This window comes from Streptomyces sp. NPDC042638 (assembly GCF_040647235.1).
Lineage (GTDB): Bacteria > Actinomycetota > Actinomycetes > Streptomycetales > Streptomycetaceae > Streptomyces > Streptomyces rameus.
Genome location: NZ_JBEZBT010000028.1, coordinates 82753 through 97880, shown reverse-complemented (window position 1 = coordinate 97880; position 15128 = coordinate 82753). Strand labels below are relative to the sequence as shown.

Here is a 15128-nt window from a genome sequence, read left to right as displayed (position 1 = left end):
GGATGCTCAGGTGCCCGACCGCCTCCCGTGGTGCGGGGGACAGGCGGCCTGACCATCCCGCCGACGGCGCGCGCTCGGGCCGCCCGTCACCTCGCCCCGGCACGGGAGCCGGGCTCCTCGCCGACGACCTCGCCGTCCGCGCGGGCCGCGCCGCGCCGGCGGCCTTGCCGTGCTCCGGGAAAGACGACCCCGGGGCCACCCCGGAACCACGCCGGAACACGAGCAGTACGTGTCCGGCGTACTGCTGTTGCGTCATACCGTGTACGCGCCTGACGAGCCGTCTGGTCTGTCGGCAGCGTCCACCCGTCCGGTGCGCGCCGCCCTCCGCTCGGCCGGAACAGCCGGAACGCGCCCCTGTGCGCGGTGGCCGACGCACATGATCGGAATCAGCTGACGGTCACGGCCGCCCACCCCCGTCACGCGAGGACCGACTCAGGCGGTGACCGGAGCGCCGTTCGCCGCGATCGCGGCCCGGCAGAGGGCCGACCGGGCGGCGCCACCCCGGGCGAGCAGACGTGGACCCTGGTGACCGGGCCCGTCGGGGCTCCGTGCGCAGGGCACCGGGGCGCCCCGGTGCACCCCGGCGCACCCGGCCTCGGGGGGCGCGAAAACACCGACCGGTCCAGCTGTTTCGCGCCCGCCCACGCCCCGTTGAGAGTCCGGTCGTCCGCCTCGTATCGTGGCGATCACGGGTGAGGCACTCGTCGTCCCGAGGCTGCCGGATTCCGCTCGGTGACGAGGCGGGAGCCGATGTGATCTCGCCCGTTGCCTGTGACGCCCGGCATCGGGCGGATCCTCGGCTGCCGCTGACACGTGTCGCGCCGATGCGGGTGGCGCACCGGACTCCCCTAGCCGCTCAGTGAGTTATCGTATGCGGGGGGTTAGAAACAAACCGCATGTCCTGTTCTTTTGAGGTGGGAGGAGGGGTCCCGGGATGGCCAGGCAGTTACGCGCTGAACAGACCCGCGCCACGATCATCACGGCCGCCGCCGACCTGTTCGACCGGCGCGGCTACGAATCCACCAGTCTGAGCGACATCGTGGCACACGCGAAGGTCACCAAGGGCGCCCTGTACTTCCACTTCGCCGCCAAGGAGGATCTGGCGCACGCCATCCTGGAACTCCAGGCCAGGGCCGCGCAACAGCTCGTGGCCGACGTCGAGAGCCGGGGCTGCTCCTCGCTGGAGGCCCTGATGCGCACCACGTTCGGCATCGCCAGGCTCGCCGTGGCGGATCCCGTGCCGCGCGCCGGGCTCCGCCTCGCCACCGCGGACATAGCCGTACGGCCGCCGCTGCGGCACCCGTTCACCGAGTGGCTCGACTTCGCGACCCGCAAATTCACCGGAGCCGTCCGGGAAGCCGATCTGCACGGCGACGTCGACGTCGGTGTCGTCGCCCACTCCCTTGTCTGCTTCTTCATCGGCACCCGGGTCGCCGGCCGCTCGCTCGAACCGGTCGGACGGCTGCCGCGCAGAGTCGCCGAGATGTGGCACCTCGTGATCCGCGGTCTCGTCCCGGTGCACCGGCGACCCCGTTACGTCACCCTCGCCACGCAGCTGGAGCGGGAGATCCGAACGGCCTGACCCCCGCGATACGGTGACGGGCATGCCCGACACCCCGTTCGCACCCGTGATCCTCGGCAACGAACCCGGCTCGTTCCCGCACAGCGTGCTGGCGGAGCGGCACCCCGCGATCATCCGGCAGGTACGGGACGCCTTCCCGTACGGGCCCGGGCAGCACAGGGCGTTGGACGAGCTGCTGAAGAGCTGCACCCAGGGGACGATCGAGCCGCTGCCCGACGGCGCCCCGGACCGGGGCCGGTGGCTCGACTGGGGCCTGTCCGACCACACCGGGCGGTCCTGGTACGACGTGCCCTGGCTGTGGTCCGAGAGCTACTTCTACCGCCGGCTGCTCGACGCCGTCGGCTTCTTCGGGCCGGGCCCCTGGCAGGGCGTCGACCCCTTCCGCCCCGCCAAGCGCGCCGAACTCGACGCCCCGGAGACCGACGAGGAACTGGCCGCCCTGGACGGCCTGCGCGACCTGCCGGAACAGGAGCGGGCGCGCGCCCTGCTGCACGGCTCGCTGTGGGGCAACCGCGCCGACCTCGGCTTCCGCCTCTCCGCCGCGGGCGCCGAGGCCCAGGAGCCGGCTCCCGCGCTGGTCGCCGACGACAGCGACACCCTGTGGTCGCTGCTGCCGCCCGACGGGGCGGGCACGCTCGTGCTCGTCGCCGACAACGCGGGCCGCGAACTCGTCCCCGACCTCCTGCTGATCGCCCACCTCCTCGCCGAGGGCCGCACCGCACGGGCGGTCCTGCACGTCAAGCCGCACCCGTACTACGTCTCCGACGCCACCACCGCCGACATGGCCGACGCCCTGCGCCGGCTGCGCGCGGCCGGGGGCGCCGCCGCCGATCACGCGCGCGTGCTCTGGTCGGCCATGGCCGACGGCCGGCTCACCGTCCGCGCGCACCCGTTCTCCTGCGCCCCGCTGCCGTACGCCGGCATGCCGGACGACCTGCGTGCCGAGTTCGCGGCGGCCACCCTGACCATCGTCAAGGGCGACCTCAACTACCGCCGCCTGGTGGGCGACCGGCGCTGGCCGCCCACCACGCCGTTCCGGGAGGCGACCGCGTACTTCCCCGGACCGGTCGCCGCGCTGCGCACCCTCAAGTCCGACGTGATCACCGGTCTGTCCGCCGCGACCGAGGCGGCGCTGGTGGCGGCCGAGGGGCAGCGCTGGCGGACCAGCGGCACGCACGCGCTGATCCAGACCGACCCGTCAGGCCAGACGCACCCGCAGTGACGTGATGCCGTTGATGAAGTTCGACACCAGCCGCCCGGCCGGTCCGGCGATGCGCGGCGGCCCGGGCAGCACCGCCAGCACCTCCTCGTGCAGCAGCCGCAGTTGCAGCCGGGCGAAGTGCGCGCCCAGACAGACGTGCGGGCCGTCCCCGAACGAGACGTGCGGGTTGGGGGAGCGGGTGAGGTCGAGCCGGTCCGGTCCGGCGAAGACGCGCTCGTCCCGGTTGGCCGAGGCGTGGAACACCACGACCTTGTCGCCCGCCCGGATCCGGCGGCCCGCCAGCTCGGTGTCCCGCACGGCCGTCCGGCGGAAGGTCAGCACCGGAGGATGCCAGCGCAGCAGTTCGTCGACGGCGGACGCCGGGACCGCCTTTCCGGCGCGCAGCGTCTCGTACGCCCCGGGATGCTCCGCCAGCGCCAGCAGCCCGCCCGGGCCCGCGCCGCGCACGGTGTCGTTGCCCGCCACGGTGAGCAGGAAGAAGAACATCTCCAGCTCCCCGTCGCCGAGTTCCGCGTCGTGGCCGAGCGTCGTCAGGATGTCGTCGGCGGGATACCGCCGCTTGAACGCGGTCAGCTCCCGGGCGTAGGCGAACATGTCCCGCAGCATCGCCGGCGACCGGGGATCGACCGGCCTGCCCGTGCCGTCCAGCACCGGGGGGCCGGCCTCGTCCGGGTCCTGGTAGCCGATGACCCGCCGCGTCCAGTGCAGCAGCAACCGCCGGTCGCGCTGCGGGACACCCAGCAGGTCCGCCAGGTTCAGCAGGGCGTACTCGTCGGTGACCGCGGCCACCAGGTCGACCGTCCCGTCCCCCTCCCGCGCCTCCCGCAGCGCCCGTTCGAGCAGCGTGCGCGCCCGCCCGCGGGCGACGGCCGCGAACCGTTCGACGCGCCCCGGCGTGAAGGCCCGGCTCACCAGCCGGCGCAGCCGTCCGTGCCCGGGCGGATCCTGGTTGAGCATCATCCGCCGGATGAACGGCAGGTCCTGTGGATCGGGGTCACGGATCTGGGTCGCGCCGACGTACGAGGAGTACGTCCCCCCGTCCTTCAGCACGCGTACGACGTCCGCGTGCCGGGTCACCGCCCAGAACCCCGGTCCGGCCGGCCAGCCCAGCACCTCCGGCTCCTCCTGCCAGGCCACCGGATGGTGGTCACGCAGCACGCGGTAGTCGTCGTAGGGCACCCCGGTGGCGTACCGGCGCGGATCGAAGACGTCCGGCACCGGCGGTTCCCCGTGCACGCTCACGCCGGCCCGCCCCCGTGCGCCTCGTCCGCGCGCAGGAAGTCCTCGACGGTACGGATCAGGTCCAGCGGTGTCTCGTCCATCGCGTAGTGCCCGGCGCCGGGCAGCACGGCGAGCTGTGCGCGCGGATACCAGGACATCCAGGTCCGCCGCACGACCTCCGGTGACAGCGCCGGGTCGAGCGCGCCGGCCACGGCGAGCGCCGGCACCTCGCTGCCCTCGACGTCGGCGCTGAAGTCCTCGCCCGCCCACGAGTCGAGCCAGGCCCGGAACGCCTTCGCGTCGCTGCGCTCCAGCGAGCCGGTGACCATCCGGTCCAGCCAGGCGGCGGGCCGGCGGCCTCCGGTGGTGACGTCGATGATCGCGCGCCGGTTCTCCGCCCGGTGCGCCGCGTCCGCGAACAGCACCGCCTGCTCGCCGGTGAACGGCATGCCCGACGCGGGCACGGGTGAGACGCCCGCGATCCGGCGCAGCCGGTGTGGGGCGACGGTGAGCAGCCGCTGGGCCACCGCGCCGCCCATCGAGTGCCCGATCACCGAGAACCGCTCCCAGCCGAGCCGGTCGGCAAGGCGCACCAGGTCCTCGGCGGCCTCGGCCGTGGTGTACGGGCCCGCGGCGTCCCGGGCCTCGCCGTAGCCGCGCAGGTCGACCAGCGCGTAGCCGAAGGAGACGCGGTCGAGGTACGGCAGGACTGCCGCGTAGGCGGACCGGTCGGCGAACCAGCCGTGCACGGCGAACACCTTGTGGGTGCCGTCGCCGTGCACCTCATGGGGCAGCACGAAGGAGGTCATGCCGTCTACCGTGGCCCGCGCGCGCGGGCCCGGCAAGGGAGCCAACGCCACAACCGCGCACCGGAGTTCCACGTTTCGGGGACGGTTCACGCGATGGTGTGATCATGTGCCGCCGGGCGGATGGGGGGTCGGAGCCACGGGTAGGGCCCGGCCATGACGCAGCCGTTCGAACTCCCGCACTTCTACATGCCGTATCCCGCGCGGCTCAACCCGCACCTGGACGAGGCCCGGGCCCACTCGAACCGGTGGGCCCGCGAGATGGGCATGCTGGAGGGCTCCGGGATCTGGGAGCAGGCCGACCTGGAGGCGCACGACTACGGGCTCCTGTGCGCCTACACCCACCCCGACTGCGACGGACCCGCTCTCTCGCTGATCACCGACTGGTACGTGTGGGTGTTCTTCTTCGACGACCACTTCCTCGACATGTTCAAGCGCACCCAGGACCGCGCCGCCGGAAAGGCGCACCTGGACCGCCTGCCGCTGTTCATGCCACTCGACCTGTCCACCCCGGTGCCCGAGCCGGAGAACCCCGTCGAGGCGGGCCTGAAGGACCTGTGGGCGCGCACGGTGCCGTCGATGTCCGTGGACTGGCGCCGCCGGTTCTCCGTCGCCACGGAGCACCTGCTCAACGAGTCGATGTGGGAGCTGTCCAACATCAACGAGGGGCGGATCGCCAACCCCGTCGAGTACATCGAGATGCGCCGCAAGGTGGGTGGCGCCCCCTGGTCGGCCGGGCTCGTGGAGTACGCGACCGCCGAGGTGCCCGCGGCCGTCGCCGGCGCCCGGCCGCTGCGCGTCCTGATGGAGACCTTCGCCGACGCCGTCCACCTGCGCAACGACCTGTTCTCCTACCAGCGCGAGGTCGAGGACGAGGGCGAGAACAGCAACGGCGTGCTGGTCCTGGAGAAGTTCTTCGGCTGCACCACGCAGGAGGCCGCCGACACCGTCAACGACGTCCTCACCTCCCGGCTGTACCAGTTCGAGCACACCGCGCTCACCGAGATCCCCGCCGTCGCCCTGGAGCAGGGACTGCGGCCCGACGAGGTGGCCGCGGTCGCCGCCTACACCAAGGGCCTGCAGGACTGGCAGTCCGGCGGCCACGAGTGGCACATGCGCTCCAGCCGCTACATGAACAAGGGCGCCCGGTCCGGCTCGCCCTGGCAGCTCCCGAGCGGTCCCGGTACCTCCGCCGCCGACGTCGGCGCGCTCCTCGCCGCGGCCGCCCAGGACCGGCTGCGCGCCCACTCCCACGTGTCCTACCAGAAGGTCGGGCCCTCCCTCATCCCCGACCTGTACATGCCGTACGCGCTCCAGCTCAGCCCGCACCTCGACCGGGCCCGGCGCCGCCTCGTCGACTGGTGCCACGAGACGGGCATCCTCCGGGAGGGCATCTGGGACGAGGACAAGCTCGCCGCGTACGACCTCGCGCTGTGCTCCGCCGGCCTGGACCCGGACGCCACTGCCGAGGCCCTCGACCTCAGCGCGCAGTGGCTCGCCTTCGGCACCTACGGCGACGACTACTACCCGCTGGTCTACGGCCACCGCAGGGACCTGGCCGCCGCCCGGCTGACCACCGCCCGGCTCTCCCGGTGCATGCCCGTGGCGGGCGAGCCGGCTCCGGCCCCCGCCAACGCCATGGAGCGGGCGCTGATCGACCTCTGGGCCCGCACGACGGACGGGATGACGACCGACCAGCGCCGCACCTTCAGGAAGGCTGTGGACGAGATGACCGAGAGCTGGGTCTGGGAAGTCGCCAACCAGCTGTACAACCGGATCCCCGACCCGGTCGACTACCTGGAGATGCGGCGCGCCACCTTCGGCTCGGACCTCACCCTGAGCCTGTGCCGGATGGGCCACGGCCCGGCGATCCCGGCCGAGGTGTACGCCAGCGGTCCGGTGCGCTCCCTGGAGAACGCCGCCAGCGACTACGCCTGCCTCCTCAACGACGTCTTCTCCTACCAGAAGGAGATCGAGTACGAGGGCGAGATCCACAACGCCGTCCTGGTCGTGCAGAACTTCTTCGGCGTGGACTACCCGGCCGCGCTGCGCGTCGTCCACGACCTGATGACCCAGCGCATGGAGCAGTTCGAGCATGTGATCGCCCACGAACTGCCGGTCCTGTACGACGACTTCGCGCTGTCGGCCGAAGCGCGGGCGATCATGGACGCCTATGTGCTGGACCTGCAGAACTGGCTGGCCGGGATCCTCAACTGGCACCGTGAGGTGGATCGCTACAAGGCCGAGTGGCTCGGCCGCCGCGCCCACGGCTTCCTGCCGGACCGCCCGCCCGTCATGCCGGCTGCGGTGCCCGCCGTACCGGCCGTGGCGCGCGGCTGACGGGTCGGATCCGCGCGTACGGGACCGGGCCGGATCAGGCCGGCCGGGTCTGCCGGGCCGCCGCGTGTTCGACCGCGGCTCGCGCCAGGGCCCGGACCATCGGGTGCGGGTGCGAGCCGTCGCCGGCCAGCTCCGGCTGGAACAGTGATGCCAGGAAGAAGGGGTGGCCGGGCAGTTCGGCCATCCGGACCTGGCCGTCCTCGTCGTGCCCGGAGAACCGCAGCCCGTGGGCGCGCAGCGTGTCGAGATGGCGGGCGGGGCCGTAGGCGCAGAAGTACCGCTCGACCGTGCGCGCCGCGCCGATCACGGACGCGGCCAGTGAGCCCGGCGCGACCGTCACGGCGGCTTCGTGGCCCACCAGCGAGCAGGCCAGCGGTTCGATGAGCGGCTCCTCGGCGTCCGGGTCGTTCTCGGCGTGGGCGGCCCCCGTCAGCCCGCAGACGTCGCGGGCGTACTCCAGCAGCGCGTGCTGGAAGCCGCCGCACGTGCCCAGGAAGGGGATGCCCTCCTCACGCGCGGTCCGGACCGCCGCGAGAACCCCCGCCTCGCTGCGGTACGGGCTGCCCGGCAGCACCCACACGGCGTCGAACCCGCGCACCGCGCCCTCGGCCTCGGCGTCCTCGGAGGAGATCCAGTACGCGTCCAGGACCAGCCGGTCACGGGCGGCCAGGGCGTCGAGCAGGAGCGGGATGCGGGTGTGCGAGACAACGTGGGGGGAGCGGTCGCCGACCAGGGCGACCGTGGCGGTGTGCGTCATGGCCACCATCCTCCGCGGGGCCGGTCGTTCACGTCCAACGATGGTTTCTGCATGGTCGATAAGCACTGCTGATGGAGTGGGATGCTGTGCGGCATGGACCCGCACCTCCTCCGCACCTACGTCGCCGTGGCGCGTCTCGCCTCCTTCTCGGAGGCGGCCCGCGAACTGGGCTACACCCAGTCCGCGGTCTCCCAGCACATCGCCGCCCTCGAACAGGACCTGGGCGCACCGCTGCTGACCCGCAGGCCGGTCGCCCCCACCGCGGCCGGTGAACGGCTGCTGGAGCACACGGGCCCGCTGCTGCTGCGTCTCGACGCGGCCCGTGCCGACGTCGCGCGCATCGCCGCCGCACCCCGGTACGGCCTGACCCTCGCCACCACCCCCACCGCGCTCGGCCCCGCCGTCCTCGGCGCGCTCCCGCCGGCCGGCGTCACCCTGCGCGTCCTGCCCCGCACGGAGATCCCCGCCGCCGTCGCCACCGGCACCGCCGACCTCGGTCTCGTCGACGGGCTCGCCGCGCCGAGCGATCCGCTGCGGCTGACCGACGTGGCACCGCTGACCACGCGCGGTATCGCCGAGGAGCCCGTGAGCGTGCTGTTGCCCGCCGGACACCCGCTCGCCGGGCGGCCCGGCCTGCGCCTCGGTGACCTGCGCGACGCCCGCTGGGTCGACGCGCCCGACGCGGCCCTCCCGCTGGCCCAACTGCGTGCCGCGACCGGCGGCGGCGCCTTCCGGGCCGCCCTGCGTTACGAGGGCACCGACGTGCGCACCGTCACCGCCCTCACGGCGGCCGGCCACGGCCTCACCCTGCTGCCCCGCCCGGCGGCCACGGGCGTCCCCGGCACGGTCGCCGTCCCGCTCACCGCCCCACGCCTCGTCCACCGCACGGAACTCCTCCACGGCGGCGGCACCGGGGGAGCGGCGGCGGACCTCGCGCGGAGACTGCTGCCCGCCGACTGAGGCAGCGGCGCCCGCCGTGCCGTGTCGACAGCCATGGCTACCCTCCGCAGCCATGGCTACCCTCCGCCACGCTCCGGCCAGTCTCACCCTTTCGTGTCTCGTCGCGGCCCGCCGCCCCGGGTAGAGCACCAGCCGGAGGCGAGCGAACCATGGAACAGACTGCGTTGCGTCCCAAGCCGATGCCAGGTCAGGACCGGCGGGACGGGGACGGTGAGGGCCCCGGCCCCGCCCGCCGCCCGCACGCCGCGCGCCGGCGCGGGCGGCGGCTGCGGGCCCTGCTCTTCGGCCTGTGCGCCGGCACCGTGCTGGTGCTGTCGGGCGTGGGCCTCGGCACGGTCGGCGCCACGGTGATCGGCATGAGCAGACTCGCCGAACTGCACCACCGGATCCCGCCGCCCGCCCCCTCGGCCAGGGCCACTCCCACGCCCGCCGCCAGCCCCGCTCCCGCCCCGCCCGGCGCCACCCTCGGCGTGGAGGTCGTCGACGCCGGGAAGCCCGGCGCGCTCGTGGTGGGCGTGCACGTGCCCGGCTCCGGCTACGCGGCGGGCCTGATCCGCGGCGACGTCGTGCTCCAGTTCGGCTCGGCCCGAGTCGACACCGCCGCCGACCTCGCACGGGCCGTGACCCGGGCCCGCCCCGGAAAGGCCGTGGTCCTCACCGTGCGGCACAGCGGCGGCGGCTACCAGCAGTTGACGGCCACCCCCGGAGTGGTGACCTGAGCCGGGGCGCGGCGAGGCCCGGCGCGCCGCGGGACGTCGTACACGCCGGGAAATCCGCTGGTCACCGCGTGTACCACGGGTCATCATGGGCCCGTGCCGAGACCCTGCCCCGTGGGCCGTGGGGCGCCCGTGCCGGGGACCGGCTCGCAGGGCCGCGGCCAGGCGGGCAGGATGCTGCCCGAGACGCCATCGCCCGTTCGCCGACCCACGCCCGGAGGCCCGATGACCGGTACCACGCCCGCGCCCTTCACCGCCGCCGACTACAGGGCCCGTATGGAGCGCGCCGTGCGCTCCGCGGCCGACGCCGGCCTCGCCGGACTGCTCGTGGCCCCGGGACCGGACATGGTGTGGCTCACCGGCTACACGCCCACCGCGGTGACCGAACGGCTGACCGTGCTGGTCCTCGCCCCCGGCCGGGACCCCGTGCTCGTCGTACCCGCCCTGGAGGCCCCGGACGCCGAGCACGCGGCCGGCGCCACCGCGCTGACCCTGCGCGACTGGACCGACGGCAAGGACCCCTATGCGGTCACCGCCGGCCTCCTCGACGACCGCGGCCGGTTCGGCATCAGCGACAACACCTGGGCGATGCACCTGCTGGGCCTCCAGCGGGCCCTGCCGGGCACCTCCTACGCCGCCCTCACCGACGCACTGCCCATGCTCCGCGCGGTCAAGGACGCCGCCGAGCTGGAACTCCTGGCGGCCGCGGGCGCGGCCGCCGACGCGGCCTTCGAGGCGATCCGGCAGGTTCCCTTCGCCGGCCGCCGCGAGTCCGACGTCGGCCAGGACCTCGCCGGCCTGCTGCGCCGCTTCGGCCACTCCCAGGTCGACTTCACCATCGTCGGCTCCGGGCCCAACGGCGCCAACCCGCACCACGAGGTCGGGGACCGCGTCATCCGGCCGGGCGACATGGTCGTCCTCGACTTCGGAGGCCTGAAGGACGGCTACGGCTCCGACACCACCCGTACGGTCCACGTCGGGGAGCCCACCGAGGAGGAACGCCGGGTCCACGACGTCGTGCGCGCCGCCCAGGAGGCCGGCTTCCGGGCCGTGCGCCCGGGCGTGGCCTGCCAGGAGGTCGACCGTGCCGCCCGCGCGGTGATCAGCGACGCCGGGTACGGCGAGTACTTCATCCACCGCACCGGGCACGGCATCGGCGTCACCACGCACGAGCCGCCGTACATGATCGAGGGCGAGGAGCAGCCGCTCGTCCCCGGCATGTGCTTCTCCGTGGAACCCGGCGTCTATCTGCCGGGCCGCTTCGGGGTGCGCATCGAGGACATCGTCTCGGTGACCGAGGACGGTGGCCGCCGACTCAACAACACCACCCGTGAGATGGTCATAGTGGACTGAGAGATCCAGGGAGACCCGTCCTCGACGAGAGACGAGAGACGACAGACGACAGACGACAGACGACACCGAACGGCGACGCTCGACCCATGACCCAGGCACCGACACCCACCGCGGACGGCGTCCGCAGACTGGTCCGCTCGCTGCTCAAGGAGGGCGCGGACGGCACCGGGGGACCCGATGTACGGCCCGTGACGCAGGACCGCGCGCACACCTGGTGGATCGGCAGCGGCCATGTGCTGCGCCTCGCGCCCGACCGCGAGGCGTCCGTGCGCCGCCGCCGGGAACTGCGCCTGCGCGACGTGGTCCGCCCGCACGTGCCGGTCACCGTCCCGACCAGTGTCGCGCACGGCGACTGGGCGCCCGGCCTCGCCTACACCCTCGACACCAGGGTGCCCGGCGGCACGGCCGACGAGTACGACGTCTCCGCCGTCGGGGAGGCCGATCTCGCCGGCCTGCTCGGCGGGCTGCGCGCGGTTCCCGCCCGCCAGGCCGAGGCGCTCGGCGTGCCGCGCACCGCCCCGCGCTCCCTGGAGGCGCTGCGCCGGATGGCCGTGCACGCGGCCGAACGGCTCGCCGCCGCCGACGAGTTCGACGCCGCCCGGCTGCTCCAGCTCACCCCGCCCGGCGCGGCCCAGCTCGCCGCGCAGTCCGGCACCGCCGTCCTCACCCACCACGGGCTGACCGGCGCGCACGTGGTGGTCAGCGGCGACGGCCGGGTGCGGGGCGTCCTGGACTGGACCGCGGCGGTCCTCGGCGACCCCGCCGAGGACATCGCCGGGCTCGCCGTCGCCGTCGGCGCCCCGGCCGCCGTGCGCGCCGCCACCCTGGCCGGCTACTCCGCCCGCCCCTGCCTGCGCGGCCTGTGGCTCGCCCGCTGCGACACCGTCGTCCGCCTCACCGACCGCCTGGAGGGCCGGGCGGACGGCCCCCTGCCCCTGCTGCGGGCCCAGCTGCGGCGCGTGTGGGAGCCGATCCTGCTGGAGCGGGTGACCGACTTCCAGGAGGACGATCCGGAGCCGTGACGGGCCGAGGGGCCGCCGTGGGCCCCGCAGGCCCCGTGCGCGCCCTCAGGGCCGCTCAGGGCTGGAAGAGCACGACACAGGACTCGCCGGGCACCTGCAGCAGGCCGTCCGGGCCCGGGGCCGTCACCGGCTCCCAGGCCGCGAGGACCTCCACACGGCCGGTGCCCAGCGGGATCCTCGCGGGCTCCTTGCCGAGGTTCACCGCCACCCGTACGTCCCCGCGCCGGAAGGCCAGCCAGCGAGCGTCCTCGTCGTACGCCACCTTCGTGTCGGCCAGGTCCGGGTCGGTGAGGTCGGGCTGTGCCCGGCGCAGCGCGATCAGCTGCCGGTACCAGGCCAGCACGCGCGCGTGCGGCTCACGCTCCGGCTCCGACCAGTCCAGGCAGGACCGTTCCCGGGTCGCCGGGTCCTGCGGGTCCGGCACGTCCTCCTCGGCCCAGCCGTGCGCCGCGAACTCCCGTCGCCTGCCCCGCCGTACCGCCTCGGCCAGCCCGGGATCGGTGTGGTCGGTGAAGAACTGCCAGGGCGTGCCCGCCGCCCACTCCTCGCCCATGAACAGCATCGGCGTGAACGGCGCCGTCAGCGTCAGGGTGGCCGCGCAGGCCAGCAGGCCGGGGGAGAGGTGTGCGGCGAGCCGGTCGCCCTGGGCGCGGTTGCCGACCTGGTCGTGGGTCTGGCTGTAGCCGACCAGCCGGTGCCCGGCCACGCGCGCCCGGTCCAGCGGCCGGCCATGGCGGCGGCCCCGGAAACTGGAGTACGTGCCGTCGTGGAACCAGCCGCCGGTGAGCGTCTTGGCGAGCGCGGCGAAGGGCTCCCGCGCGAAGTCGGCGTAGTAGCCCTGCGACTCACCGGTCAGGCTGGTGTGCAGCGCGTGGTGGAAGTCGTCGTTCCACTGCGCGTGCAGTCCGATGCCGTGCTCCGCGCGCGCGGTGATGAACCGCGGGTTGTTCATGTCCGACTCCGCGATCAGGAACAGCGGCCTGTCCACTTCGCCGGCCAGGCCGTCCACGGCCGCCGACAGCTCCTCCAGGAAGTGGCACGCACGCGTGTCGTACAGCGCGTGCACGGCGTCCAGCCGCAGCCCGTCGATCCGGTAGTCCCGCAGCCAGGCCAGCGCGCTGCCGGCGAGGAACGCGCGCACCTCGTCCGAGCCGGACGCGTCCAGGTTCACCGCCGAGCCCCACGGGGTCTGATGGGTGTCCGTGAAGTACGGGCCGAACGCGGGCAGATGGTTCCCCGACGGGCCCAAGTGGTTGTGCACGACGTCCAGGACGACCCCCAGCCCCAGTCCGTGCGCCCGGTCGACGAAGCGCTTGAGGGCCTCGGGGCCGCCGTACGGCTCGTGCACCGCCCACAGCGACACACCCTCGTAACCCCAGCCGTGGCGCCCCGGGAAGGGGCACAACGGCATCAACTCCACGTGTGTCACCCCCAGTTCCACCAGGTGTTCGAGCCGGTCCGCCGCGGCGTCCAGGGTGCCCTCGCGGGTGTACGTGCCCACGTGCAGCTCGTACAGCACCGCGCCCGGCAGCCCGCGCCCCGTCCACCGGGCGCGCCACTCGTGGCGCCCGTGGTCCACGACCGCGCTCAGCCCGTCCGGGCCGTCCGGCTGGCGGCGCGAGCGCGGGTCGGGCAGCACGGGACCGTCGTCCAGCGCGAAGCCGTACCGTGCGCCGTGCCCCGCCTCCGCCTCGCCGGTCCACCACCCCTCGCGCGCGGGATCACGCGCCAACGCGCGCGTGGCGCCCTCACAGTGGAGCGTCACTCGGTCTGCCTGCGGTGCCCACACCTCGAACTGCACGGACGGTTCCCCTTCGTCTGCTCACCGTGATGTCCCGCGCCACCATCGTGCCGTCCCGGACGATCGATCCGCTTTCGAATCCGCCCTTTGGGGGCGGGTGTCGCGGAAGTACCCGTACCCCGGCACCGGTTCCGCGTCTTCTGGACACCCGGGGTTCACTGCCCGACAATCACCAGCGTGACGTCGTCGTTCGAGTTCTCCACCTATCCCGCGCGCCTGTCCGACGCGGAGCGCGACAAGGCGCTGCAGGTGCTGCGCGACGGCGTCGCGATGGGCCGGCTCTCGCACGACACGTTCGTGCGCCGCATGGAGCTGGCCCTCGCCGCGCGCCGCTCCGACGAACTGGCCGCCCTCGTCGCCGACCTGCCCAGGGAGAACCGCTTCTCCCGCGCGGTCCTCGGCACCGTCGAGGCCGTCTCCGGCTTCACGGTACGGCTGCGCCGCGCCTGGCAGGCCGAGCGGCTGCCCAAGCTGCTGCTGCCGCACCCCGCGCGCACCCATCCGCTGCGCATCGGCCGCGACCCGGCGAACGGGCTGCGCCTGAACCACGAGACCGTCTCCCGGGTGCACGCCGAACTCAGCCGGCAGGGTGGCCTGTGGGTGCTCAGGGACCTGGGCTCCACCAACGGCACCACCGTCAACGGCCGCCGGGTGATCGGCGCGGTCGTCGTCCGGGAGGGCGACCAGGTGGCCTTCGGCCGCATGGCGTTCCGGCTCGCCGCGGCCCAGTAGCCCTCTCTCCACGGTTCTCCCCGGCACGCGGCATCACCGCAGCCCAGCCGCTACGGCGACGGCGCCCGTCCGGTCCGGTCCGGCCGCTCGCCACCCTGTCCGGTCCTCTTCGACGGGCGTCCGGCCACGCCCGCCCGCCCTTCCGATCGGGTGAGCCGCCCTGCGGAAGCCGGGCCCGTGTGCCGATGCAACGGGCATGACCTACATCACCAGAACGGCAGCGGCGGCCGGTGCCCTGCTGGCCGCCGCCGGTCTCCTCACCGCGGGCCCCGCCCGGGCGGCCTCCCGCGACATCCACCAGGGCAACTGGCTCTACCTGACGGTCACCAGGGGCGAGGCCAGGTCCGGTGACACCCACGGCGCGCTGCTGCTGTGCGACCCGCCCCGGGGACACGCGCACGCCAGCCAGGCCTGCGGCGAACTGGCCGACGCGGGCGGTGACATCGGACGCATCCCGGCCGAGGGCGTCTTCTGCCCGATGATCTACGCCCCGGTGACCACCTACGCGCGCGGCCACTGGAACGGCCGGTCCGTGCACTTCCAGCAGACCTACACCAGCACCTGCGTCATGAAGGCCCGGACGCGGCACGTCTTCGCCCTGGACGGCTGACCGGCG

General features: G+C 74.1%; 13 protein-coding genes. 9 read left to right on the top strand and 4 right to left on the bottom strand.

All coding sequences use genetic code 11. The features are described from left to right. Nucleotides 1-934 precede the first annotated feature (934 nt). Nucleotides 935-1582, top strand: coding sequence for a ScbR family autoregulator-binding transcription factor (locus AB0B40_RS22600; protein WP_345051753.1), 648 nt, complete (start codon nucleotides 935-937; stop codon nucleotides 1580-1582). Between the two features lie 22 nt (nucleotides 1583-1604). Beyond that, the gene (locus AB0B40_RS22595; RefSeq protein WP_362265215.1) at nucleotides 1605-2804 is read left to right on the top strand and encodes a damage-control phosphatase ARMT1 family protein; all 1200 of its coding nucleotides are present in this window, start codon (nucleotides 1605-1607) and stop codon (nucleotides 2802-2804) included. Here AB0B40_RS22595 and AB0B40_RS22590 read toward each other — a convergent pair. Then, the gene (locus AB0B40_RS22590) at nucleotides 2781-4046 is read right to left on the bottom strand and encodes a cytochrome P450 (protein ID WP_345051748.1); all 1266 of its coding nucleotides are present in this window, start codon (nucleotides 4044-4046) and stop codon (nucleotides 2781-2783) included. The genes AB0B40_RS22595 and AB0B40_RS22590 overlap by 24 nt on opposite strands. Further along, the gene (locus AB0B40_RS22585) at nucleotides 4043-4834 is read right to left on the bottom strand and encodes an alpha/beta hydrolase (protein WP_362265213.1); all 792 of its coding nucleotides are present in this window, start codon (nucleotides 4832-4834) and stop codon (nucleotides 4043-4045) included. Before AB0B40_RS22585 ends, AB0B40_RS22590 begins: the two co-directional genes overlap by 4 nt. Before the next feature lie 153 nt (nucleotides 4835-4987). Between AB0B40_RS22585 and cyc2 the strand changes: the two genes are divergently transcribed. Continuing rightward, the gene (gene cyc2, locus AB0B40_RS22580; RefSeq protein ID WP_362265211.1) at nucleotides 4988-7171 is read left to right on the top strand and encodes a germacradienol/geosmin synthase Cyc2; all 2184 of its coding nucleotides are present in this window, start codon (nucleotides 4988-4990) and stop codon (nucleotides 7169-7171) included. Nucleotides 7172-7205: 34 nt separating this feature from the next. Here cyc2 and AB0B40_RS22575 read toward each other — a convergent pair whose 3' ends face one another. Then, nucleotides 7206-7928: a hypothetical protein gene (locus AB0B40_RS22575; protein WP_345051739.1), complete on the bottom strand. Its 723-nt coding sequence runs from the start codon at nucleotides 7926-7928 to the stop codon at nucleotides 7206-7208. Between the two features lie 93 nt (nucleotides 7929-8021). On the opposite strand from AB0B40_RS22575, the gene AB0B40_RS22570 reads away from it, so the two are divergent. From AB0B40_RS22570 to AB0B40_RS22555, 4 genes are all read left to right on the top strand, one after another. Beyond that, nucleotides 8022-8888: a LysR family transcriptional regulator gene (locus AB0B40_RS22570; protein WP_345051736.1), complete on the top strand. Its 867-nt coding sequence runs from the start codon at nucleotides 8022-8024 to the stop codon at nucleotides 8886-8888. A 149-nt stretch (nucleotides 8889-9037) separates the two neighbouring features. Further along, nucleotides 9038-9607 carry a PDZ domain-containing protein gene (locus AB0B40_RS22565; protein ID WP_345051734.1) on the top strand — a complete coding sequence of 190 codons (570 nt, stop codon included), beginning with the start codon at nucleotides 9038-9040 and terminating at the stop codon, nucleotides 9605-9607. 222 nt (nucleotides 9608-9829) lie between these two features. Continuing rightward, nucleotides 9830-10957 (top strand): aminopeptidase P family protein, encoded by a 1128-nt coding sequence (locus AB0B40_RS22560; RefSeq protein ID WP_345051731.1) that lies wholly within the window; start codon nucleotides 9830-9832, stop codon nucleotides 10955-10957. A gap of 86 nt (nucleotides 10958-11043) precedes the next feature. Then, on the top strand, nucleotides 11044-11979 hold the full coding sequence (locus tag AB0B40_RS22555; RefSeq protein WP_345051728.1) for an aminoglycoside phosphotransferase family protein: 936 nt from the start codon (nucleotides 11044-11046) through the stop codon (nucleotides 11977-11979). A 55-nt stretch (nucleotides 11980-12034) separates the two neighbouring features. Here the strand turns inward: AB0B40_RS22555 and treZ are convergent, their stop codons facing one another. Then, nucleotides 12035-13780 (bottom strand): malto-oligosyltrehalose trehalohydrolase, encoded by a 1746-nt coding sequence (gene treZ, locus AB0B40_RS22550; RefSeq protein ID WP_362265208.1) that lies wholly within the window; start codon nucleotides 13778-13780, stop codon nucleotides 12035-12037. Nucleotides 13781-13957: 177 nt separating this feature from the next. Here treZ and AB0B40_RS22545 point away from each other — a divergent pair, with 177 nt between their 5' ends. Further along, entirely contained in the window at nucleotides 13958-14512 is a 555-nt protein-coding gene (locus AB0B40_RS22545) for a DUF1707 and FHA domain-containing protein (protein ID WP_345051722.1), read from the top strand. A 196-nt stretch (nucleotides 14513-14708) separates the two neighbouring features. After that, complete coding sequence (locus AB0B40_RS22540; RefSeq protein WP_345051719.1) at nucleotides 14709-15122, top strand: SSI family serine proteinase inhibitor; 414 nt, start codon at nucleotides 14709-14711, stop codon at nucleotides 15120-15122. Nucleotides 15123-15128 lie beyond the last annotated feature (6 nt).

What these genes read in the sequence shown, in the direction of transcription:
- AB0B40_RS22540 (WP_345051719.1), top strand. Translation starts at nt 14,709, where the DNA reads ATGACCTACATCACCAGAACGGCAGCGGCGGCCGGTGCCCTGCTGGCC.
- AB0B40_RS22595 (WP_362265215.1), top strand. Translation starts at nt 1,605, where the DNA reads ATGCCCGACACCCCGTTCGCACCCGTGATCCTCGGCAACGAACCCGGC.
- AB0B40_RS22585 (WP_362265213.1), bottom strand. Translation starts at nt 4,834, where the DNA reads ATGACCTCCTTCGTGCTGCCCCATGAGGTGCACGGCGACGGCACCCAC.
- AB0B40_RS22555 (WP_345051728.1), top strand. Translation starts at nt 11,044, where the DNA reads ATGACCCAGGCACCGACACCCACCGCGGACGGCGTCCGCAGACTGGTC.
- AB0B40_RS22560 (WP_345051731.1), top strand. Translation starts at nt 9,830, where the DNA reads ATGACCGGTACCACGCCCGCGCCCTTCACCGCCGCCGACTACAGGGCC.
- AB0B40_RS22575 (WP_345051739.1), bottom strand. Translation starts at nt 7,928, where the DNA reads ATGACGCACACCGCCACGGTCGCCCTGGTCGGCGACCGCTCCCCCCAC.
- AB0B40_RS22565 (WP_345051734.1), top strand. Translation starts at nt 9,038, where the DNA reads ATGGAACAGACTGCGTTGCGTCCCAAGCCGATGCCAGGTCAGGACCGG.
- AB0B40_RS22600 (WP_345051753.1), top strand. Translation starts at nt 935, where the DNA reads ATGGCCAGGCAGTTACGCGCTGAACAGACCCGCGCCACGATCATCACG.
- AB0B40_RS22570 (WP_345051736.1), top strand. Translation starts at nt 8,022, where the DNA reads ATGGACCCGCACCTCCTCCGCACCTACGTCGCCGTGGCGCGTCTCGCC.
- cyc2 (WP_362265211.1), top strand. Translation starts at nt 4,988, where the DNA reads ATGACGCAGCCGTTCGAACTCCCGCACTTCTACATGCCGTATCCCGCG.